Here is a 21,381-nt window from a genome sequence, read left to right as displayed (position 1 = left end):
CCCCTTTCTCTATTACAGTATAGTTTTGTCCTTTTTATTTTGGAAATAAATATATATAATAATACTTATTCATTTTATTAATAAATGGGGTGGTTATCATGCATATGGAGGAACTTGAGACGTTTCTTGTCCTCGCACGCGAGAAAAATTTTACAAAAACAGCTAAACAAAGGGCATTATCTCAACCAACCGTTAGTGTCCATATAAAAAACCTGGAAAATGAATTTGCGACCTCACTCATTCAGCGCACAACAAAAAAAGTCCACTTAACAGCAGAAGGGGAACTTTTTTATAATCAAGGCTTAAAAATATGGGATGTGTATCAACAGCTTAAAGAAACATTATATGAGAAAAAACAAGTTGCCTCAGGACTCATACGAATCGGAGCTAGTTTTACAATTGGTGAATACATTTTGCCGAGCGTGATCGCACAATTACAAGCAACTCATGAGCAGTTATCCTTCCATGTGACGATTGGTAATTCAGATCAGATGATTAATAGTGTGAGGCGGTTAGAAGTAGATATCGGTTTAGTGGAAGGGCAAACCTATGCAAGAGAGGTGGTCCAAACACCCTTCGCAGAAGATCGTTTAGTGATTGTCTGTTCACCTGCCTATGAAGGAAATTTTCATTCGATAGAAGATTTGCATGATCAAGAATGGATTATCCGTGAAGAAGGTTCGGGGACAAGGCAATCATTTGACCATCTAATCGAATCTCATCAAATTAGAGTCAAATCCACCTTCATCATCAGCTCTACCCAAGGAATAAAAAGTAGCGTAAAAAGTGGACTAGGACTCGCCTTACTATCCGAGGCAACCATACAAGAGGAATTAACATACGGTCTATTGAAGATTGTACCGATAGATGGCCTTTATGCAAAACGAGCCTTTTCTTATATCCTGACCAAAGGGACAAACCTTAATCGCAATACGCAATTATTGGTCAATACGTTGAAATATGGTACTGAAGCTTAGTATTTAAACAAACGTTTGATTAAATGGGATGAATGGAACAAGTGACAGGTTCTATTCGTTCCTTTTCTACTCGACCAAACCACCTCTTTTTAAGCATTGTCCATTTTAAGGTGATAGTTATTTCAATATATAAGTAAACTTCTGAATTCCACCTAACATTGTAATGATAGTATGAGCTATCAACAAAAAAATAGTTTGTTATCCGTATAAATTCCCTCATTTCCAATACTAAATGTATATTACTCTCCCTTCATTGTCATATTTAAATATAATATTTCTGGCATCCGCTAGTATATGTGTAAGAAAAGAGCAAGAATAATGAAAAGATCTTTAGGTTTTCTTGTTATTATTTGTGAGGGAGGGTCAAGCTTTGAAAAAAGTGAATCTAATTATGGATACCATTGATTATATCGAAGCTCATCTATCAGAGAAAATGAACCTAGCACTTGTTGCACATGCCTTGCATTATTCGAAGTATTATCTGCATAGGGTATTTTCACAAACAGTAGGTATGACTATTCATGATTATGTACAGCGAAGAAAGTTAACTGAGGCAGCAAAGATGCTTGTATTCTCCGATAAGTCTATTCTAGAAATCGCATTGGTTGCTGGTTACGAGAGTCAGCAAGCATTTACCACTATATTTAAAGCAATGTATAAGAAATCACCCCTTCAATACCGTGAGGAAAAAGACTATTATCCATTACAGTTACGATTCCAATTTAATCATGAATGGACTCAGACGAGTAACAATAAAGAATTAGAGAACTTAAGAATAATTAAAGAAGCTACCAAGGATGATGTACCATCTTGGATGGCTTTTGTAAGCCTCGTAATTGATGGCTTTCCTCACTTGCAAGAAGCAGAGCATAGAAAGGTACTTCAAACATACATTGCTGACAGACGTGCCTTCATCATGATAGAAAATGGATTAATCATTGGAAATATGTTGATTTCCCACATAAATGGGGGAATTGATTTCCTGGGGGTTCATCCTTTATATGATAAACCAGAGATTATACATCTTTTTATAAAGATGACCGATTTGGCAAATTACGAAAAAGTCCACATCACGTCTTTTAGAAAAGGAGATAAAGCTGACCTAGGCTACCGAAATGCATTAATTCAACTAGGTTTTAGAGAAGCAGAACTTCTGACTGAATTTGGTTATCCTACTCAGGAAATGGTTTTATACCAACAAGGAGAGATACATGATTAAGCCAGTTACACTATATTTATGAAAACTTAAGTATAAGAAAGGAGTGCTATAATGACATCTGATATATTCCAGGAAGAAAGTATACGATTAAAAGAAATGATTAGTCATTTGGAAGAAGAAAAAGATTACATCAATCATAAAATTAAAAAAGACGATGAAGATTATCATGATTTAAAGCATTATTTATCCGAGTTTACTGCTGATCCGATGGAGATGTACCAAAATTATCGGTCTATGACTAATATTGATAAAACAATTGACTTTTACTATAGTCAATTAAATAAAGTAAAAAAGCTTTTAGAATCACCTTATTTTGGTCGTATCGATTTTAAATTTGAGGATGGCGATGAGGTAGAAGAATTTTATATTGGAAAGTTCAACCTAGCTGATCGAGATAACGATATATTAATTTACGATTGGCGAGCACCGATATCGAGTATGTATTATGAATACGAACTTGGGCAAGCTGCTTATGAAGCACAGGTTGGTATGATACATGGGGAAATCAGCCGAAAAAGACAGTATAAAATTAAGGATCAGCAATTGCAGTATGCATTAGAGAGCTCTATGACTATCCAAGATGATGTCCTTCAAAGAGAATTGAGTACAACGTCTGATGATCGAATGAAAACAATTATATCAACCATACAGAAAGAACAAAATAAGATTGTACGAAATGAATCTGCTCATACTCTCGTCATTCAAGGAGTTGCTGGTTCAGGAAAATCAGCCATTGCTCTGCATCGCATTGCCTACTTGCTTTACAAGCACAAAGAAAAGCTATCGTCTGATCAGATCACAATCATATCACCGAATAAAATATTTGCTGATTTTATAGCAAATGTTTTGCCTGAACTGGGTGAAGACCCAGTTCGTGAACAGACATTTGATGATATTGCCACAGCTCTTCTTCCAAATAATATAAAAGCTGAATCTTTATACGAACAAACCAAAAGAATCATAGAGGAACCTCATTCTAACTATACGCTTCGAGTAAAACTAAAATCCTCATTAGCTTTTTTTAAGCAATTGAGCAATTATATAAAGAATATTGATTCAAACATCTTCCAACCGGATGAAAATATGCATTTTGGTGATACGATCATAACAAAGGAATACCTTTTATCAAGATTCCATAGTTATAATAACCTCCCAGTAAAACAACGGTTGGATGAGTTATCTAATGATGTCTTGGACATTTTAAAGAAGAGTAAAGCAGCAGAAATTAAAAACATCCCTTCCAAAATAGACTTAAAAAAAAGACTTAGCAGCTATTTAAAATTTAGTGATGCCCAATCTATTTATATACATTTCTTTAATGTGATAAATAATGCTGATGCACTAAATTGGAATAAAGAAAGACTAGAATATCAAGATGTCTTTCCATATATATATTGTATCTACTATTTTGAGGGCATCGAGTCGTTTAACTTAGTTAAGCATTTAGTTATTGATGAAATGCAAGATTACAGTCCCGTTCATTACGCTGTAATCAATAAAATATTTAGGTGCAAGAAAACAATCTTAGGTGATTTTGGTCAAATGTTGAATCCTTTTAGTTTAAATTCCAATCAATCCTTCAGTAACATATTTGATAGAATGGAATTTGTAGAACTGAAAAAAAGTTATCGATCCTCTTATGAAATTATCGCTTTTGCGAAGCAGTTTATGCCGGATTACTCCATCGAAGCAATTGATCGCCATGGAGAAAAACCAGAAATTATATCGTATACAAACCAGCATTCTTTAATTGATCAATTACAAAGATTAATCATCCAGTTCCAAAATAACTCGTTTAATCGTTTAGGTATCATCTGTAAAAGTGAAGCACAAGTAAATCAAATTTATGATGAACTAAAACAGTTTTTTACACTTAATAAACTAAGTGATACCAGTGAAACATTTGAGCAAGGGATAACCGTAACAACAATCCAATTAGCTAAAGGATTGGAATTTGATGAGGTACTCATTCCTTTTGCAAATGCTGATGTATATAAATCTAAATTTGACAAAGGCTTATTATATATCGCAGCAACTAGAGCGATGCATAAGTTGACTATACTGCACAAAAAAAGCGAATTAACTCCTTTAATTAAAAACGAGTAAAAATCGACCCCATTCTATAAAAGATTGGGGTCTTCTCTTTTTATCAATCAATTGTCACTATTCTACCCCTTTAGCAACATAACTAGAAGAATTCCCTTTATTTAAAGAAATAAAGTAACTATCAACCAACCAGAGCAGACTAATATAAAAACTATAACTATGTGTAAAGAAACTATCTAGAGGAAATAACTTAGTTATTACCGTTTTGTTTTACTTGATATTACTCTATATGCTTTATAGAATATTAATCAGATTAATGAAGGAGGATTTTTGTTTGAATAACTTATGTTTAAGTCTGGTTCATAGCTTTTCTCAAAAATAATTCATCGAGGAGAGTGTAATTAATGAACTTTTATATAATGAAAGATATACTGAACGAACAGTTCGATTTAAAAATTACTCACATGACACAACTTACCGATCATAATATATCTGCAACCTATTATTTAAATACATCTAAAGGAAGTTACGTTCTAAAACGTATTCCTTCCTATATTCAAGATACCGAAATAGAAGGCAAATTGGTTAAGTACCTTTACGAAAACGAAATTCCTGTAGCACAAGTTATTAAATCTAATCAAGGAACTTATTCATTCTCCATAAACGGGGAAAAATACCACTTACAAGAATATATAGATGGGGAAATTTATGACTTAAATAATGGAACTGACTGGTTTAAGGATGTATCCGCTCAAAATTTAGGAAAAATTCAACATGTATTATCTCAAACCCCCAAATTAAAAACAGGAATGATTAATAAAGAATTATTTACTAACAGTCAAATTATTAAGGCAAAAAAATCCTACCTCAAGACTTTTAAAAAAGCACAACAGTCAAACGATACGACAACTATGAAAGATATTATTAACCGATTAGAGTATCTAGATACAATTAATAACTATACGTTTGATTATTCTAAGTTTACATGTACTAATTCGCATGGAGATTATTATACTTCTCAAATCATATGTAAGGAAACAAAATTGTATACAATTGATTGGACAGACGCCTGTCATTTACCTGCATGTTGGGAAGTAATGATGTCTTTCTCTTATGCGGACCCTGTTGCTAAGAGTGGAAAAATTAAATCTAATGCTCTTAAACGTTATATAGATAACTATTCAAAGTGGTTTACCTTGAATAATTACGATTTGTTCCATATGCCATATCTGTATTTCTTTCAGCTAGCTGTTAGTAATTTTTACGAACCTTATGGAAAGTTACCAAAAGAATATTTAAAAATTGCTAGGCTGACAACAAAGCAGTTAGCATGGCTAAATAAGAATGTTGATTCTTTAGCCATGAAGTTAGTTTAAAAAACGTAATCTTTTGTCTTGTCCCTCTCACGTAGACAACATAAAAAGATGAACATTGAACGTGTGTCGATATTCAATCGGCACACGTTTATTTAGTTTCATATGACTAAATTTAGAATCATCATTACCTAGAGCTTATTCTCCTTCTGTTTAACACTTATTCAGTTTTGAGGTATCGAAAGATCGATTCTATAATTAGCATAAAAAAACAAGTTGCCCCAGGGTTCATACGAATCGGAGCTAGCTTTACGATTGGTAAAGCTATTTTGCTAAGTGTTATCGCACAATTACGAGCCACTCATGAGCAATTATCTTATCATGTTACAATTGGGAATAGCGAATAAGTAATTGCTAGTGGCAGGCACCATAGCAGTAGATATTGGCTTGTGGAAGGGCAAACCAATGCGAAAGAGTTTGTCCAGAACCCCTTTGCAGAAGATTGCTTATTGACCTTCTGTTCACCCACATATGGAAAGGCATTTTCATTCGATAGAGGACTTATATGACCAAGAGTAGGTCACGAAGAAGGAAACATTTGGCCACCTGATTGAATTACATCAAATTAGCGTCAAATCGACGTTAATCAGCTCTACACAAGGAATAAAGAGGAGTGTAAAAAGTAGCTTAGACGCTCCTTATTTTCCGAGGTAACTATAAAAGAGGAGTTGACATACGGCCTGTAGAAGCTGGAAGGCTTTAAGAAGAACATTCCTTCTCTTATGTGTTGATCAAAGGAACGAACTTGAATCACAGTATCCAGTTATTAGTTGATACGTTAAAAAACCGCACTGAGTCTTACGAAAAGAGCAACGATTATTATCAAACCACTTTTTTTGCGATTTAAATAAATGTTTGATTGAATTGTGGGCAAGGAGGCCGGCACAAGCGACCTCCATTTAACTGTATTTCTCTATTTAAAAAGCTGAATAATTGCTCTGGGAACGGCAAAAACATAGTCTGCTATTGTCATCGTATTTTCAACCTTGTCGAACTTCTCTTCGAATCGATTAAGGTATTTTGTTAAATGATTTGTTACGATTTCTCCTTGAATCGGTTCTACACCATTTTTAAAACGAATGCGAACTGATTTTCCTTTATGAAGATCTTCTGAATCCATGATTTGAAAATGGATATGCGCTTCAGAAGAGTTACCCGAGTTCCCACATTTGCCAAGTAATTGTTTTTGAAGAACTTCTTCTCCTTCTTGGACAATGATACTGTCTTTTTTAAAATGAGCAATCATACTATATTCCTTATGCGCATGCTCTATCACAATATAGTTGCCTGGGGGGTGTTCTTCATCCATCTGCCCTGGAATATTATCATCGAGACCATCAACCACTTTTATTACTTTGCCATTTTGAGGGGCGATAACTTCCTCTGCAAATGCGTAATAACTCTCATTTTTTTCAGGTCTACCATTATATGTAGAGCCATCCTTCACCTTTAATAGATCATACGCGTACCTTTGATGTTCATATACGTAATGGTAATTAATAAATTCATTTGTGCCACCCCAGAAAACAAACCAATCATCCATCACTGGCATAATGTATTCATTCTTTGTATAAATCTTATCTGTTTCTGGAAAGACAAAGTAGGGTTTCAAATAGAGACTGACAATTGTATATTTATCATCGAATCCAACCACAACTGCTTTTGCTTTTGAGTTATCTACCCATACGAACTGACCAATGCCTATGACATCCGTCCGTGACGTAAGATGATAACTACGCACACCTTTATTAAAAGCTGCGCTCATCTCAATAAATGCCGATAATGAAACCATTCCTTGAAACACTTTTGAAGTTGCTTCATAAATTGTTTTAAAATCTTCTCTTAACCAATGATCTATAAACCTATCAGGATCTATTGACCCTACCATACCCTCTACCCCCGTAAGTTTTATTAAGATGAAAAAATTAAACGATTCTCAAGAAATATTTTGCAATTAATAGTAAAGAAACCGCCAATAGTTACTTTAATTTCACTTAAATCTTCTAACTTACCTTTCAAATCCCCTCTTAATGCTAGACCTAAATTTTCATCCTGTAATTCACCATTTACATACAACTTTTCTCCGTTAATCCAATAATTTTCGATTAATATATGATTTCCATGATGGTTTACTTCAAAAACCTTCTTCATATCAATCACTCCTTGATTATTCTACGACTATCTAGGGAATAAGTTTCACAAATAATCTGTTTTTTTACTACCAAAAAAAGATTCTTGAATTCTGATGAAAGTCATAGTATATTCTAACCGAGGATAAATTTAATACTTCCACAAGGGGAGCCTAATATGGCTGAGAGTGAGCGAGTTCGTTCTGACCCTAAGAACCTGTTAGATAATGCTAGCGTAGGGATCGTGGTTTTGGATATGAGCAATACTAGGCATCCATCACCGCCTATGTATTGCTTTTTTTCATGACAAAAAAGTAATACAGGTTTACTCGTTCGCTTCTCTTTTCGGAGAAGGAGGAAAAACATGAAACAAAATAAAACACTTTTTATGGTGGAAATTGCTATATTTGCAGCTTTGGCATTATTACTTGATTTCTTATCAGGCTTACTGATGGGGAGATTTTGGCCACAAGGTGGGTCCATCTCACTTGCTATGGTACCGGTTTTCTTAATGGCCTTTCGTTGGGGTGTTAAAGGCGGCGTCTTAACGGGCTTACTATTAGGAGGACTTCAAATCTTAACAGGAGCTGTTCCTTTTCATTTCGCCTCTTGGATCATTGACTATTTCGTAGCCTTTGCTGTTGTCGGACTCGCAGGCATCTATATGAATAAAGTTGTGCAAAATTATCAAGACGGCCAATTTGCCAAAGCAAACATGTATGTTATTAGTGGCGTTTTCTTAGGAAGTTTCTTACGCTTCTTATGCCATTATTTATCAGGCATTATCCTATTTGGTGCCTATGCTCCGGCAGATCAACCTGTCGCACTTTACTCACTCGTATATAACGGAACATATATGCTACCTACCTTTATCGTATGTGCCTTAGTAGTTGTCATGCTTTACACAACAGCCAATAAGGTCCTTCTGAAAAAAGCATATTAATCATCTAAAGGCTCTGGGGGAACTCAGGGCCTTTTTTTCAAGTCAACGTTTTGGGGGATTTTCGCACGATGAATGAACTGTGGAATCAGGGTGACATGTACATCGGCGTGATATCCATAAGATAACCATGCAAAATGAAAGCGCCAAAAGCAGCTAGACAAACCAACATCTTCTCTTCTATTTTCTCCTTGAGACCGGCAGTTTTCTTTTTGGATTTCTGAGAGGGGGAGTAGACACATCTTTATCCTTACTTTTTTTAGCAGCACTTTTCTTCCGTCAATGTCAATCTAACGATGAACAATCTTGATTATTTATGAACTTGCAACAACTATTATCTACGGTAGTTTAAACCAACATCATCTGTTTTCTTGTGCGCAGTTCTCAACCTTCCTCTGCTCTCTTTTGCGCATAAACACGATTTGCGCGCAGTTCCCTGACTTCCTCTTCTCTCTTTTGCGCGTAAACACAATTTGCGCGCAGTTCCCTGACTTCCCCTGCTCTCTTTTGCGCATAAACACGATTTGCGCGCAGTTCTCTGACTTCCCCTGCTCTCTTTTGCGCGTATACACGATTTACGCGCAGTTCTCTGACTTCCTCTTTTCTCTTTTGCGCGTATACACGATTTACGCGCAGTTCTCTGACTTCCTCTTTTCTCTTTTGCGCATAAACACGATTTGCGCGCAGTTCCCTGACTTCCCCTGCTCTCTTTTGCGCGTATACATGATTTGCGCGCAGTTCTCTGACTTCCCCTGCTCTCTTTTGCGCGTATACACGATTTGCGCGCAGTTCTCTGACTTCCCCTGCTCTCTTTTGCGCATAAACACGATTTACGCGCAGTTCTCTGACTTCCTCTTTTCTCTTTTGCGCGTATACACGATTTACGCGCAGTTCTCTGACTTCCTCTTTTCTCTTTTGCGCGTATACACGATTTGCGCGCAGTTCCCTGACTTCCCCCTTCTCTCTTTTGCGCGTAAACACAATTTGCGCGCAGTTCCCTGACTTCCTCTTCTCTCTTTTGCGCATAAACACGATTTGCGCGCAGTTCCCTGACTTCCCCTGCTCTCTTTTGCGCGTAAACACAATTTGCGCGCAGTTCCCTGACTTCCTCTTCTCTCTTTTGCGCGTATACACGATTTGCGCGCAGTTCCCTGACTTCCCCCTTCTCTCTTTTGCGCGTATACACGATTTACGCGCAGTTCTCTGACTTCCTCTTTTCTCTTTTGCGCGTATACACTATTTACGCGCAGTTCTCTGACTTCCTCTTTTCTCTTTTGCGCGTATACACTATTTACGCGCAGTTCTCTGACTTCCTCTTTTCTCTTTTGCGCGTATACACTATTTACGCGCAGCTCTCTGACTTCCTCTTTTCTCTTTTGCGCGTAAACATCTTTTGCGTTCAGTCTTAACTATAAACGCTCATTTAAGAATTACCGTATTGATTGGATGAAGCTGACACATATTTAAAAGATACCACCGCCCAAGTTTATATGGAGATTGTATAGCACACACGCCTAGATACTGCTGGCTCTTTCCTCTGTAGTCATGCCACCAGAGGGTCCATGTCATTGAAAATAAGGATATAATTGAACATTGTAATTATCATTTACATATTTATCCACTCGCATAACTTCTATGCAATAACAAGAAATAATCTCTATCTCCATTCAAAAAATTTTATTTTTCGTGAACGAAAGGAGAACACTAATCGTCATAATAGTAAATCCAAAGAAAGGGGGGGGCAGGGTTTGGAAGAGAAAAAATGGATTAAAGCAGCGAAAAAAGGCGATAACCAGGCGTTAGCTCACTTATTTAAGGAGAGTTATCCCCTTCTCGTTCATTATTTAATGAAGCTCACCCTTAATCGAGAAGAAGCTGAGGATTTGGCACAAGAGACAATGACAAAAGCGATTGAAAAACTAAATCAATTTCAGGTGAAATCGAAATTCTCCACTTGGCTCATATCCATTGGCACAAAATTATATATCGATCAAAAAAGGCGCCAGAAGCGAGCTGATGCCTTTAAAGCACAACATATGCGGAAATTAAAATGGCAGGCACAGTCACGAAATGAAGATTGGGATTTCTTATTAGCTTCTCTCGGTGAATTAGAAGATGAATTAAGAGTGCCGATCATTTTAAAACATTATTATGGCTATGCGTATGATGAGATTGGCAAAATGCTTGGAATTGCTGAAGGAACAGTAAAATCTAGAGTTCACCGCGGAATTAAAACCATTCGAAAGGAGATGGGTGAAGATGAGAAAGGCCCAGGAACAATGGAAAATCCTATCAAACAAGGATGAAGAAGATTTTTCAAAAGAAATGAAACGTTCTTTTGCACAGTTTGAGGAAAATAACCCCATCTCTACTCCTAGTGAAGATTGGTTTGAAAAAATGGTCATCGCAGAAAAGGATGAAGCTAGCAAAAAATGGCGAAGAGAATTACTCTTATTCAGCGGAATAGCAACACTTATTCTTGTTTTATTTTTTACAACATTAACCCAAATACCAGTTGTCTTTATCACATTACAAGGTCTTACAGTCCTTCTTGTCATCTGTTATACCTTTCTGCAAATCCAAAAACATAGAGAGAAGGTGCGACATGACGAATATTGATTTCTTTTTACTATTCTTAGTAGCAATTATTTTATTATCACAAAGTATCTTTTTATTTACTAATGCAAAGAAAAATGGAATGAATCATTGGTTCTGGGGTATTATCGCCTTAATTCAAGCACCGGTACCACTAATATTCTATTTCATCGTAAGAAACGTTCGTAGAAAAGAGGAGGATGAATTAAATGATTATCGTGACTACTGAAACAATACCAGGTAAAGAAATAAAAGAGTTAAAAGGTTTTGTTAGGGGAAATTCAGTCCAATCGAAACATATTGGAAAAGATATCGTTGCCGGATTACGTACGATTGTCGGTGGAGAAGTCTCGGAATATACAGATATGATGACGGAATCTCGCCAGAAGGCAATCGGTCGAATGGTAGAGCATGCCAAAGAAAAAGGGGCAAATGCGATTATCGGTGTACGTTTAGAAACGTCAGCTATAATGGCAAACGCCAGTGAAATATTGGCTTATGGTACGGCGGTGTATGTGGAGTAAACAAGGGGTTATATATATTTGTTGGCTGTCGATTTCTCGACAGCTTTTTTGTTGAGTACCTTAAACCTATGCAGAACAAGATCTCTTTACTATTTTCAAGAACTAGACTTTAATATTGTCAATATGGGCTAATTATCCTTTTTTAAGTCGCTCAGTAGTTTTTCTAACCAATAGATATTGCTTTGTATACTTTCATAGAAATAATTACTTAAGAAACGATTATAGCGGTGATCTTTATCATTATTTATCAATATTTCCAAACGAGCCCTAGTCTCTTGTAACTCTCTTGCTTCGATAATCTTTTTTTCTATTATCTCTATCACCTTGTCCGGATTAACATAATTTAGATTCGCGATGCCTAAGATCATATCGTTTATAGTATCAGCATCTTCAAAGACTTTATATATTTTTTTCGGAAGTTCCAAACGTCCTTTTTCGGTTATACGATAAACTTGTTTATCTGGTCGATGCACTTCTTTAATCACTTTTACAACCTCAATTAAGCCTTGCTTGGCTAAGGAATCGAAATGATAATATAATTTGCTTTCTGTAATCGCCCGCATTTTATCTAACGGTACGGGTTCAGATAACAATTTCTTTATGTTGTATGGATAATTATCTTCATTCATTAGTTTACTTAAAATAAAAATTTGAATAGACATGTTGTTTCTCCTTATACTCATATACGTTTATAATAACACATTGAAAAATGCAATTATTCCCCCACTTAAGACCTATCACCAATAGGTACTTTACTCTTATTTACTATTAATAAAGATATTTAGTAAGCTTATTAATATACTCAAATTTGAGTATAAAATTAATTACCGGAAGGAAGTTAAGATGCTGAACAAATCAGATATTTCCAGCGAGGTTCTAGGTGTATTAAGTGGCAAAAGTGAAGAGAATCCATTTTTCGTATTTTCCAAGACACGTGATATAGGGCCAATTATTCCAATATCTAACCCTATTGGCGATACAGATAATCAAACTTGGATAGTTGTCCATATGGAAGAAGCTGTTCAAATTCTTAAAAACGCTAAGCAATTTACAGTAGACCCAACATCCATTGAAGAAAAAGAGAATTTTAGAGATAAAATTAATAGTAAAGAAAAATCGTCAGCTCCCGATACCTTCTTTACTGGTAAATCAATGCTCTTTTTAGATGGATTAGATCATAGGCGATTACGTATGTTGGTATCAAAAGCTTTTACTCCTCGATACATGGAGGGGTTGAGACCTCGAGTACAAGAAATTGCAGATGAGTTACTAGATAAAGTTCACTCTAAAGGTGAAATGGATCTTGTAAAAGACTACGCCTATCCATTACCTATTAATGTAATATCTGAGATGTTAGGCGTTCCTTATGAAGATCGTGAAAAACTAAAAGATTGGTCTTCTGCAATTGCTACGGGGCTTGGATGGGGAAAGCAAGATGCTACTGTTGCAAAAAACCTTCAAGAATTCGGAGAATATACGAAACAATTAGTTGAAAGAAAACGAATGAACCCCTCTGATGACTTAATTAGTCAGTTAATTGCTATCGAGGCTGAAGGAGATCGCCTCGATGAATCAGAATTAATTTCCATGATTACTTTATTAATTTTCGCAGGACATGAAACTACCTCAAATTTAATAGCTACAGGTAGTATGATGTTATTTGAAAATCCTAAGCAACTTGAGTTACTCAAAAAGGATCTTCGATTAATACCATCTGCTGTAGAGGAACTTTTAAGATATAACGGCCCTTCAACTGCTGTAGGACCACGCTTTGCAAAAGAAGACGTTGAGATATCTGGTAATAAAATCAAAAAGGGCGATATGGTTTTGGTCATGGTAAAAGCCGCGAATAGAGATGAAAAAATTTTTACTGATTCTGAAGATTTAGATATTACAAGAAAAATAAATCAACATCTAGCTTTCGGTCATGGTATGCATATGTGTCTAGGGTCACCACTCGCACGTTTGGAAGGAGAAATTGCTTTTACTTCCCTATTAAGACGTATGCCTAACTTATCTTTAAAAATCCCTAAAGAAAAAGTGGAATGGCAATTTAACCTTTCTTCACAAAGTATCGATTCATTACCCGTCACTTTCTAACCAACAAATCCTATAATTATTATCTAGATAATGTTTTTACGAAAGTCACTGTGATGCTCTACCACAGTGACTTCCACATTCAATCCCAATAGTATACCTAAATCACTAAGACTTCGTACCATTGTTAGTTACACCTATTATCTTCAATCTCTTCATTGTATTTAATGAAAGTTGAGGTGAAAATGAATAATATAGATAGAATTAAATTTAATAATTCCCATAGAAATTTTACTAGTGTATTCTCTCATTTCCTACTACTCATTGATAAACAATTCATCCACAGTTGTATTCAATATTGCAGCTAAATTAAACGCCAACTGCAGTGTTGGATCATATTTATTATTTTCAATAGCATTAATCGTTTGCCTCGTTACTTTGCAACGTTTCGCTACATCCTCCTGCGATAGTTTCATTGACTTCCTAAACTCACGTATCGGTTTTTCATCTTAATTACCGTATTTTCTCTTATAAAAAAGTAAAGTAATCAAGTAGATAATGCAAATACTTAGTAGAAAGGAGAATGGTGAGATTCCTTCATAAGTGTTGCTTCCCCAAAAAGCTGAATAAACCTTCTTCCCCATTTCAAAAACTAACACGGCTATAACTACTGCAAAGGAATAAGATTGTGCTTTCATTTTAATTAATTTTTTCCTTTCATCACCGAGTTGAGGTAACGTACTGATTGTAAAAAAAATGAGTATTAAACTTAAAACTAGCAGTGAAAAAAAGATAATAACAATCCCGTTCAAAATGATTCCTCCTTCAAAAAATGTAAAATACTTTATACATTTTTTTACTAAAACAACACAAAAATGCTTAGAGCCATTATCAACTCTAAGCATTTAAATTAATCTCTATTTAACAAAGACACACCCGCGATACCTGGGTTCGTCATTTCGTATGGGTTCAAGATAAGATCCAATTCTTCTTCAGTAAGCACATCGTATTTTAAGCACAGTTCACGAACGGATTTGCCATTGATGATTGCTTCTCTCGCGATGCGTGCTGCGACTTCGTATCCGATATGTGGATTCACTGCTGTAATGATCCCTGCACTGTTTTCTACATATTCTTTCAAACGTGTTTCATTCGCTTCAATGCCTGATAAACAGTAATCTGTAAAAGCACGGAAAGCGTTGTTCATAATACTGATTGATTGTAATAAGTTAAAAACAAGTACCGGCTCCATTACGTTTAATTCTAGCTGTCCTGCCTCAGATGCAAGGCAAATGGTATGGTCATTACCGATGACTTGGAATGCCACTTGGTTAATCATTTCAGGCATAACTGGATTCACTTTACCTGGCATGATAGAAGAACCTGGTTGACGCGCAGGCAATGAAATTTCGCCTAGACCAGCGCGTGGGCCTGATGCCATTAAACGAATGTCATTAGCAATCTTAGACATATTCATCATACAGACTTTTAACGCTGCAGAAACTTCTGTATAAGCATCTGTATTTTGAGTCGCATCGACAAGATGATCAGCTCCAACAAGTGGTAAGCCCGTAATCTCAGCCATATGTTTAACAACACTTTCAATATAAATAGGGTCTGCATTTAGTCCCGTTCCTACAGCCGTTGCCCCCATATTGATTTCATATAAATGCTGACGAGATTGCTGGATCCGTTTAATATCTCTTGTGACTACACGACTGTATGCTTCAAACTCTTGTCCAAGACGAATCGGAACCGCATCTTGCAGATGTGTTCTACCCATTTTAATCACATGATCAAACTGCTTTGCTTTCTCCTTAAATGCCGCAAGCATATGCTCCATCGTTTGTGTCAGTTTTTCCAATGCATTCAATGTAGCAATATGAATCGCTGTTGGGAAAGCATCATTTGTTGATTGTGACATGTTGACATGACTATTCGGACTTAAGTGAAGTGCATAGTCTCCTTTATTCTTCCCTAGTAACTCTAGCGCACGATTGGCAATCACTTCATTGGCATTCATATTAATGGATGTCCCAGCGCCACCTTGAATCGGGTCAACAATAAAGTGATCATGCCATTTACCTTCAATAATTTCATCAGCAGCCTGTACAATAACATTGCCAAGCCCCTCATATAATCTTTTTGTGTCCATATTTGCTAACGCGGCTGCCTTTTTAACCATAGCAATTGCGATGATCAGCTCTTCATGAATGCGATATCCGGTAATTGGAAAGTTTTCAACTGCACGTAAGGTTTGAACACCATAATATGCATCTATTGGCACTTCTTTCGAACCTAAGAAATCGTTTTCAATCCTTACTTTATCATTTGACATTTTTATTTTCGCCTCGCCTATTTTCATCATTTAACTATAGATATATCATCTTGCTTTAAGACGATATACCTCCTAAATAATAGCACAGTCTAATTCTTTTATAAAGGCGGGGAGCCACAAAGATTTTTTCTGCTTACACACTGGTTAAGAAAAAAATAATAAGAGAAAAACTTAATAAAATGAGTAGAATAGTATGAAGGAAAATGCCAATCACACTGCATACTTTTCCAGCAGAAATTAACTTTCTTTCTTTAGGTCCATTAATATTGCACAATAACTTTGATGCATAGATGCTTCCAAAGATACCTATAACAAGTCCAATATACGGTGTGATGATAGAAAGTATTCCTAAAATAAGAGAGAGATGAACTTTTGACAAATGCACGCCTCTTTTCAAAAGTAAGCTTATAGTTCATCATATTACACAATAAGTCTTTATATACGGAAAAATGGATTAAATGATGAGAGAGGTTCATTCTAAGAGGTTTTCGATACAATTTGTGGATTCGAATGAACAAGGTAAAAACTTCACCAACCTAGCCATCATCAATAGACCCAGGTTGGTTATAATCAGGCCTTGTTTAAATCCCTTCTATAATTAAACGAACACCGGATGAAAATAGATCACTGGCTCTTCATATGGGTGAATGCGTTTGATGATTGTTTTCACTTCTTCCATCCGGCTATATAGGCAACGAAATTCCATCTTACATTCTGTCCCAAACGAGATGTTCCCAATTTGACCTAAGTAAGGATTAGCGTCTTCTAAAGGTCTATAGTAACCTTTTACCTCTGAGTAGGATATAACCTGATCATAATTCCCCACTGTTAATGTTCCTATTGCATTCAATTCATCTCTTAATCTCACAATATATTCGCCTGGTATTAATACTTCGACTTTTACAAATTCAAATATCATGAAGTTTCACCTACCATTTAAATGACACGCTTTGAAAAAGTGAAATCGTCAATATCACTGTTGTTAAAGTGCCAGCAGTCATCAAAGTAATCAACTTCGAGCGACTATTCTCCGTTTTTAAAACTTCATTCGATACCGCAAGCCAAATAACGATAGATGCGATTGCAATAATTGATAGCATTCCTGTAGACATCTTTCATCCCCCCCAGGATTTTTTTTAGACTCTTCTCTACTATTCTATACGATTTTGTGAGACATTTAGTTTCAAAAAGTAAAAATTAGTCTTAAGTCTGATTCAGGGTTAGGGCATTAGCATGAGTTGCATTAAGGTTTTTGTTAAATCAAGCTGTTATTTTAATTTTTCGCTGGTGGCTTGGTATTATCCGCCTTGCTATGTTCGCATTTTTGATTTAACAACACATCCTTGTAGTTTTCATTACTCTTGTGTTCATATCTCTGATTTGACAACACTTCTTCGCGCTTTTCTTTACTCTTGTGCTCGTATTTCTGATTTGACAACACTTCTTGCCCTCCTTCCACCCATTTGAGTGGACATTCTCTTTTGAGCAAACTTACTGGCGAATTATTTAACCCTTTAATCCCCTCCCTCGATATACAACCCTACCTGATTCAGATCTCATCCCCCCACCCAAATAAAAAAACACCCCTAGCACTCTAGGGATGCAACTGATTATATAACGATCTTACTTAACTCCAAAACCCTTGTTTCTTCTCCATCAGCATTCCCCCAAGTTTGCTTTAAGTAGAGTTCGGCAATCGCTTCATATTTACCCTTAAATTTCTGCGCATATTCTAATGCGATGACACTTTCATAAAGATGAGCCATTTTTTCCATTAATGGTTTCGCTTGAAGTTGCTGCACGAGGGGCTCAGCTTTAGCGAATTGTTCCAGCTGTTGTTTCACTTCAGCAAACTTTACTTCAACGAGTGCGGTCTGTTCACCTTTAGCTAGTAAAGCAAATCGATCAAACGTTTGATTGATAAATAGTTCGTCGGCAGAGAATTTATTAACGAGACGGATTAATTCCTGACCGAGTATGTTCGCCGTGCCCTCCCATACTGTTAGCACTTGGGCATCTCGTAAAAGCCTTGGGGTGATAAAATCCTCTATATAACCGTTCCCTCCATGCAACTCTATTGCTTCATGGGCAAAATGAATCGCATTTTCTGCTGATTCTTTTTTCAAAAGGGCAATATAGAGACGGTGTAGAATAACCGCCGAATCGCTTGCCTCACCCGCTACAACCTTGTCGTATAGTTCTACTAAATCAAAAATTGCGGCGACCTCTACCTCAAGCTTTGCCTTAAGTTGAGAAAGTGTTTGTTGAATCATTGGCAAATCAATCAACTTTTGACCGAACGCTTCCCTTGCCATGGCATACTGCTTTGCTTCCTCATACGCTCGCTTCATGATGCCGCTTGATGCGACAGCATTACATATCCGAGAAAGGTTTAATGCTTCCATCATATAGTAAAAACCTTTTGATTCATCGCCGACTACATAGGCAACACTACCATCAAATTCTACTTCTCCAGATGGGACAGCACGCACACCCAATTTATCTTTTAATCTTCTAATGCGAAGATGGTTTAGCTCGCCATTGTCTTGTTTCCACGGAACAGCGAACAATGTTAATCCCCGCGTTCCTTCTTTGGCGCCTTCCTTTCTTGCTAACACCATTGCTACACCACATTGGCCAGCATTGGAAGCAAAGTATTTCTCACCATACAACCGGTATTGTCCCTCTTCTTTTACTGCTCTCACGACATTTGCACCTACATCTGACCCGCCTTGCCGTTCAGTTAAAAAAGTCGCTCCCTCGTATAATTCCTCATCAGCATTTGTTGCACACACATGCGGTAAGAAGCGTTTCTTTATTTCTTCATTTCCATAATGATCCAATAGATAGGCGGTCGCCATTGATAAAGTAACTGGACAATAAAATCCTGGCTCTGTTTGAGAAAGGAGATACCCTTGCGCATAACTGTAAATATAGTTGCCTTTTCTACCAAGCTCAGGGATTTCCTTATGCACATAGCCCACCATACCCGTACCGTATGATTCTTTTACTGTTTGTTTGTAGCCGCTATTCACCCACACTTCAGAAACTTCTTCACCATAGCGGTCATACTGTTTTAGCACTGGTTGTCCTTCTCGATCAGTGTATTTAGCACGTTCATCAATCGGACCAGCACATTGCGCGCCGTACGCTGTTAATTTTTCAACTGCGTATTCAAAAAACGCAGGAGGAAGCTTTTCTTTTAAAATATGAAGTAACGTCTCGTCTTCTTTGAAAAAATTAGTTGCATAGCCGCTCTTCTTTTCCGGTTCCTTTAATACTTTCATACTTGCTCCACCCCTTCTTTTAACACTCTTTTTAATATTTTCCCTGACGCATTTCTTGGCAACATGTCAACTTGATGGTAGGAACGTGGGATTTTATATTTTGCTAAATGGTCAACAAGGAATCGATTGAGCTCCTCACTATTTACATCTTCTGTTGCTGAGAAGATGGCTGTTACTGTTTCTCCCCATTCACGGTGTGGGAGACCGATAATCGCAACCTCTTGAATAGTGGGATACTTCATCATAACGTCCTCGATTTCTTTCGGATAAATATTTACACCACCTGAGATAATAACATCCTTTTTACGATCGACTATCCAAATATAGCCTTCTTCATCCCGTCTTGCTAAATCCCCAGTCTTTAACCAGTCACCGATAAATGTTTCTTTTGTTAATGCCTTATTTTTGTAGTAACCAACCATGTTGCCTTCTCCACGCAAGACAATTTCTCCAACTTCACCTACCGGGATCACTTGACCGTGTTCATCAACAATTCTTAACTCCGTATGAAGGGGTGCTCGCATACCAATGCTACCCGTCTTTTCTCCATGCTCTTCAGGTAACATGATGGCGCCACTTGGTCCTGCTTCCGTTAAGCCATATACACTTGTTAGTCGATCCGTGTGAAATCTTTCAGCAATAAGATCAATTTGTTCCTTGGCAAGCGGCGCTCCTCCGTAAACCCACCATTTCATCGATGATAGGTCGTAGTTTTTTAATTCTGGGTGTTGTGCGGTCAGTAAATAAGCAACCGGTGCACCAAAAAAGTGTGTTGTGCGGTGTGTTGCAACCGCTTTCAAAAGAAGGTCTGGCGTAAAGGTAGGAGTAATGACAACTGCTGCCCCGACAACGGTTGCTGACATGAGGAATAAATGTAGAGGGGCTGAATGCGTTAAAGGCATCATTAAAAGCATTTTACTATCTGGTTTTACTTCCATTTCAACAGCAATCATTTGCGCCACTGTTAAAATATTGCGATAGCTAAAAAGAACACCCTTAGGATCACCTGTCGTTCCAGATGTATAAAGAATGGTACTGTAGTCATCTTCCGTTAGATTACACTCAACTTCTTTTCCAGGAGAAAGGGCCAATAACTGCTCAAAGCTTTCCCAATTCTGCGCATGCTCTCCCGTTTTAATCTTCAATGGTACTTTTTCAATACTCTCAACTGCTGAAAAAATAATCTCATGTGCGAAAATAGCTTTCGCTTCACAATGATCGACAATGTACTGCACCTCATCCAATGTGAACTTGGCATTTATCGGTATAACAACAGCACCCACTCTTTGCACAGCAAAATAGGTAATGATAAATTCAAATGTATTAGGCATAAACAAACAGACATTGTCTCCTTTATCAATTCCTCTTTCCAATAAACCGTTTGAAAGCGCATTTACTTTATCGTTTAACTCTTGAAAAGTAAGACTTCCTTCAAAACCGATTACTGCCTGTGCTTGAGGATACTTCCTGGCATTTCTTGCGACTAATTGCGAACTATTCATGACGATCCCTCTCTTCTACTAGTTTTTCGAGCCTTTCACTAAAGCTCTTCTTCAAAGACAGCAACTCTTCTTTCATTTCCAACAGTTCTTCAATGGCTTGATCAATTTGCTGGATCCGCTGATTACCATAAGTAATCGTACGTTCTAACTGGGCCATACCCGTTCTGTCATAATCAAATAGCAACACCATTTCTTTAATTTCTTCCAATGAAAAACCATACCGCTTTCCACGAAAAATCAACTTTAACTTGGCACACTCTTTTTTTGTATACAAACGATGATTGCCTTCAGAACGATTCGAGCTAATTAACCCTAGCTCTTCATAATAGCGAATCGTCCTTGTAGAAACATCAAATTTTGCAGCTACTTCACGTATTGTCTTCAGTCATCAGCACCTCCTTTTTCTTAGTATAC

The 21,381-nt window shown here is 36.8% G+C and carries 24 protein-coding genes and 1 riboswitch; of the genes, 10 read left to right on the top strand and 14 right to left on the bottom strand.

The annotated features are described in order from the left end of the window. The first annotated feature begins 98 nt into the window (after nucleotides 1-98). The 4 genes from MKY26_RS18860 (at nucleotide 99) to MKY26_RS18845 (ending at nucleotide 5,618) form a co-directional block, all read left to right on the top strand. On the top strand, nucleotides 99-977 hold the full coding sequence (locus MKY26_RS18860) for a LysR family transcriptional regulator (protein WP_095370991.1): 879 nt from the start codon (nucleotides 99-101) through the stop codon (nucleotides 975-977). 379 nt (nucleotides 978-1,356) lie between these two features. Next, nucleotides 1,357-2,196, top strand: a complete 840-nt coding sequence (locus tag MKY26_RS18855; protein ID WP_233435361.1) for a helix-turn-helix domain-containing protein — start codon at nucleotides 1,357-1,359, stop codon at nucleotides 2,194-2,196. 51 nt (nucleotides 2,197-2,247) lie between these two features. Continuing rightward, complete coding sequence (locus tag MKY26_RS18850; protein ID WP_341098322.1) at nucleotides 2,248-4,302, top strand: HelD family protein; 2,055 nt, start codon at nucleotides 2,248-2,250, stop codon at nucleotides 4,300-4,302. A 344-nt stretch (nucleotides 4,303-4,646) separates the two neighbouring features. Continuing rightward, nucleotides 4,647-5,618: a phosphotransferase gene (locus MKY26_RS18845; protein WP_341098320.1), complete on the top strand. Its 972-nt coding sequence runs from the start codon at nucleotides 4,647-4,649 to the stop codon at nucleotides 5,616-5,618. A gap of 910 nt (nucleotides 5,619-6,528) precedes the next feature. Here the strand turns inward: MKY26_RS18845 and MKY26_RS18840 are convergent. Both MKY26_RS18840 and MKY26_RS18835 read right to left on the bottom strand, forming a co-directional pair. Continuing rightward, complete coding sequence (locus tag MKY26_RS18840) at nucleotides 6,529-7,503, bottom strand: M23 family metallopeptidase (protein WP_341098318.1); 975 nt, start codon at nucleotides 7,501-7,503, stop codon at nucleotides 6,529-6,531. A 23-nt stretch (nucleotides 7,504-7,526) separates the two neighbouring features. Continuing rightward, a complete protein-coding gene (locus tag MKY26_RS18835) occupies nucleotides 7,527-7,766 on the bottom strand; it encodes a hypothetical protein (protein WP_341098316.1) in 240 nt (79 codons plus the stop codon). 133 nt (nucleotides 7,767-7,899) lie between these two features. Then, nucleotides 7,900-8,004: riboswitch (TPP riboswitch) on the top strand. A 104-nt stretch (nucleotides 8,005-8,108) separates the two neighbouring features. On the opposite strand from MKY26_RS18835, the gene thiT reads away from it, so the two are divergent. After that, complete coding sequence (gene thiT / locus MKY26_RS18830) at nucleotides 8,109-8,687, top strand: energy-coupled thiamine transporter ThiT (RefSeq protein ID WP_095370997.1); 579 nt, start codon at nucleotides 8,109-8,111, stop codon at nucleotides 8,685-8,687. Nucleotides 8,688-9,068: 381 nt separating this feature from the next. Here thiT and MKY26_RS18825 read toward each other — a convergent pair whose 3' ends face one another. Next, nucleotides 9,069-9,818: a hypothetical protein gene (locus MKY26_RS18825; RefSeq protein ID WP_341098315.1), complete on the bottom strand. Its 750-nt coding sequence runs from the start codon at nucleotides 9,816-9,818 to the stop codon at nucleotides 9,069-9,071. Nucleotides 9,819-10,432: 614 nt separating this feature from the next. On the opposite strand from MKY26_RS18825, the gene sigY reads away from it, so the two are divergent. Genes sigY through MKY26_RS18805 form a run of 4 tightly spaced genes read left to right on the top strand, consistent with a single transcriptional unit; the run spans nucleotide 10,433 to nucleotide 11,803 of the window. Further along, nucleotides 10,433-10,990, top strand: coding sequence for an RNA polymerase sigma factor SigY (gene sigY / locus MKY26_RS18820; protein WP_322910257.1), 558 nt, complete (start codon nucleotides 10,433-10,435; stop codon nucleotides 10,988-10,990). Next, nucleotides 10,944-11,303, top strand: coding sequence for a YxlC family protein (locus MKY26_RS18815; RefSeq protein ID WP_307315724.1), 360 nt, complete (start codon nucleotides 10,944-10,946; stop codon nucleotides 11,301-11,303). Before sigY ends, MKY26_RS18815 begins: the two co-directional genes overlap by 47 nt. Continuing rightward, nucleotides 11,290-11,508 carry a hypothetical protein gene (locus MKY26_RS18810; protein ID WP_095371001.1) on the top strand — a complete coding sequence of 73 codons (219 nt, stop codon included), beginning with the start codon at nucleotides 11,290-11,292 and terminating at the stop codon, nucleotides 11,506-11,508. The genes MKY26_RS18815 and MKY26_RS18810 overlap by 14 nt, the downstream gene beginning before the upstream one ends. Continuing rightward, complete coding sequence (locus tag MKY26_RS18805) at nucleotides 11,489-11,803, top strand: YbjQ family protein (protein ID WP_095371002.1); 315 nt, start codon at nucleotides 11,489-11,491, stop codon at nucleotides 11,801-11,803. Before MKY26_RS18810 ends, MKY26_RS18805 begins: the two co-directional genes overlap by 20 nt. Nucleotides 11,804-11,931: 128 nt before the next feature. On the opposite strand, the gene MKY26_RS18800 is transcribed toward MKY26_RS18805, so the two are convergent. Further along, entirely contained in the window at nucleotides 11,932-12,465 is a 534-nt protein-coding gene (locus tag MKY26_RS18800) for a PadR family transcriptional regulator (protein WP_095371003.1), read from the bottom strand. Nucleotides 12,466-12,646: 181 nt separating this feature from the next. Between MKY26_RS18800 and MKY26_RS18795 the strand changes: the two genes are divergently transcribed. Continuing rightward, nucleotides 12,647-13,903 carry a cytochrome P450 family protein gene (locus MKY26_RS18795; protein WP_095371004.1) on the top strand — a complete coding sequence of 419 codons (1,257 nt, stop codon included), beginning with the start codon at nucleotides 12,647-12,649 and terminating at the stop codon, nucleotides 13,901-13,903. A gap of 254 nt (nucleotides 13,904-14,157) precedes the next feature. Here the strand turns inward: MKY26_RS18795 and MKY26_RS18790 are convergent, their stop codons facing one another. The 10 genes from MKY26_RS18790 to MKY26_RS18745 all read right to left on the bottom strand — a co-directional run bounded on the left by MKY26_RS18790 (nucleotide 14,158) and on the right by MKY26_RS18745 (nucleotide 21,343). After that, nucleotides 14,158-14,316 (bottom strand): helix-turn-helix transcriptional regulator, encoded by a 159-nt coding sequence (locus tag MKY26_RS18790; protein WP_322910254.1) that lies wholly within the window; start codon nucleotides 14,314-14,316, stop codon nucleotides 14,158-14,160. Nucleotides 14,317-14,349: 33 nt separating this feature from the next. Next, nucleotides 14,350-14,652: a hypothetical protein gene (locus MKY26_RS18785; protein WP_341098313.1), complete on the bottom strand. Its 303-nt coding sequence runs from the start codon at nucleotides 14,650-14,652 to the stop codon at nucleotides 14,350-14,352. Nucleotides 14,653-14,750: 98 nt separating this feature from the next. After that, the gene (gene aspA, locus MKY26_RS18780) at nucleotides 14,751-16,178 is read right to left on the bottom strand and encodes an aspartate ammonia-lyase (RefSeq protein ID WP_095371007.1); all 1,428 of its coding nucleotides are present in this window, start codon (nucleotides 16,176-16,178) and stop codon (nucleotides 14,751-14,753) included. 133 nt (nucleotides 16,179-16,311) lie between these two features. Next, entirely contained in the window at nucleotides 16,312-16,557 is a 246-nt protein-coding gene (locus tag MKY26_RS18775) for a hypothetical protein (protein WP_095371008.1), read from the bottom strand. A 219-nt stretch (nucleotides 16,558-16,776) separates the two neighbouring features. Beyond that, nucleotides 16,777-17,097: a cytochrome C biogenesis protein gene (locus MKY26_RS18770; protein ID WP_095371009.1), complete on the bottom strand. Its 321-nt coding sequence runs from the start codon at nucleotides 17,095-17,097 to the stop codon at nucleotides 16,777-16,779. A 10-nt stretch (nucleotides 17,098-17,107) separates the two neighbouring features. Beyond that, nucleotides 17,108-17,290, bottom strand: a complete 183-nt coding sequence (locus tag MKY26_RS18765; protein ID WP_095371010.1) for a hypothetical protein — start codon at nucleotides 17,288-17,290, stop codon at nucleotides 17,108-17,110. Nucleotides 17,291-17,451: 161 nt separating this feature from the next. Beyond that, the gene (locus tag MKY26_RS18760) at nucleotides 17,452-17,616 is read right to left on the bottom strand and encodes a hypothetical protein (RefSeq protein WP_341098312.1); all 165 of its coding nucleotides are present in this window, start codon (nucleotides 17,614-17,616) and stop codon (nucleotides 17,452-17,454) included. Nucleotides 17,617-17,788: 172 nt separating this feature from the next. Further along, complete coding sequence (locus MKY26_RS18755; protein ID WP_341098311.1) at nucleotides 17,789-19,465, bottom strand: acyl-CoA dehydrogenase family protein; 1,677 nt, start codon at nucleotides 19,463-19,465, stop codon at nucleotides 17,789-17,791. Beyond that, a complete protein-coding gene (locus tag MKY26_RS18750; RefSeq protein ID WP_095371012.1) occupies nucleotides 19,462-20,967 on the bottom strand; it encodes a class I adenylate-forming enzyme family protein in 1,506 nt (501 codons plus the stop codon). Before MKY26_RS18750 ends, MKY26_RS18755 begins: the two co-directional genes overlap by 4 nt. Continuing rightward, nucleotides 20,960-21,343 (bottom strand): MerR family transcriptional regulator, encoded by a 384-nt coding sequence (locus tag MKY26_RS18745; protein ID WP_322910329.1) that lies wholly within the window; start codon nucleotides 21,341-21,343, stop codon nucleotides 20,960-20,962. The genes MKY26_RS18750 and MKY26_RS18745 overlap by 8 nt, the downstream gene beginning before the upstream one ends. Nucleotides 21,344-21,381: the final 38 nt, after the last annotated feature.

The organism is Cytobacillus sp. FSL R7-0680 (genome assembly GCF_038009245.1).
Classification (GTDB): Bacteria; Bacillota; Bacilli; order Bacillales; family Cytobacillaceae; genus Cytobacillus; species Cytobacillus kochii.
The sequence above is the reverse complement of the archived record's forward strand: the minus strand, read 5'-3'. Positions and strand labels throughout refer to the sequence as shown.

Coding starts and splice junctions, on each gene's coding strand:
- MKY26_RS18750 (WP_095371012.1), bottom strand. CDS start 20,967: ATGAATAGTTCGCAATTAGTCGCAAGAAATGCCAGGAAGTATCCTCAA.
- MKY26_RS18800 (WP_095371003.1), bottom strand. CDS start 12,465: ATGTCTATTCAAATTTTTATTTTAAGTAAACTAATGAATGAAGATAAT.
- MKY26_RS18795 (WP_095371004.1), top strand. CDS start 12,647: ATGCTGAACAAATCAGATATTTCCAGCGAGGTTCTAGGTGTATTAAGT.
- MKY26_RS18860 (WP_095370991.1), top strand. CDS start 99: ATGCATATGGAGGAACTTGAGACGTTTCTTGTCCTCGCACGCGAGAAA.
- MKY26_RS18835 (WP_341098316.1), bottom strand. CDS start 7,766: ATGAAGAAGGTTTTTGAAGTAAACCATCATGGAAATCATATATTAATC.
- MKY26_RS18810 (WP_095371001.1), top strand. CDS start 11,290: ATGACGAATATTGATTTCTTTTTACTATTCTTAGTAGCAATTATTTTA.
- MKY26_RS18765 (WP_095371010.1), bottom strand. CDS start 17,290: ATGTCTACAGGAATGCTATCAATTATTGCAATCGCATCTATCGTTATT.
- aspA (WP_095371007.1), bottom strand. CDS start 16,178: ATGTCAAATGATAAAGTAAGGATTGAAAACGATTTCTTAGGTTCGAAA.
- MKY26_RS18815 (WP_307315724.1), top strand. CDS start 10,944: ATGAGAAAGGCCCAGGAACAATGGAAAATCCTATCAAACAAGGATGAA.
- MKY26_RS18790 (WP_322910254.1), bottom strand. CDS start 14,316: ATGAAACTATCGCAGGAGGATGTAGCGAAACGTTGCAAAGTAACGAGG.
- MKY26_RS18840 (WP_341098318.1), bottom strand. CDS start 7,503: ATGGTAGGGTCAATAGATCCTGATAGGTTTATAGATCATTGGTTAAGA.
- MKY26_RS18770 (WP_095371009.1), bottom strand. CDS start 17,097: ATGATATTTGAATTTGTAAAAGTCGAAGTATTAATACCAGGCGAATAT.
- MKY26_RS18755 (WP_341098311.1), bottom strand. CDS start 19,465: ATGAAAGTATTAAAGGAACCGGAAAAGAAGAGCGGCTATGCAACTAAT.
- MKY26_RS18845 (WP_341098320.1), top strand. CDS start 4,647: ATGAACTTTTATATAATGAAAGATATACTGAACGAACAGTTCGATTTA.
- thiT (WP_095370997.1), top strand. CDS start 8,109: ATGAAACAAAATAAAACACTTTTTATGGTGGAAATTGCTATATTTGCA.
- MKY26_RS18805 (WP_095371002.1), top strand. CDS start 11,489: ATGATTATCGTGACTACTGAAACAATACCAGGTAAAGAAATAAAAGAG.
- MKY26_RS18850 (WP_341098322.1), top strand. CDS start 2,248: ATGACATCTGATATATTCCAGGAAGAAAGTATACGATTAAAAGAAATG.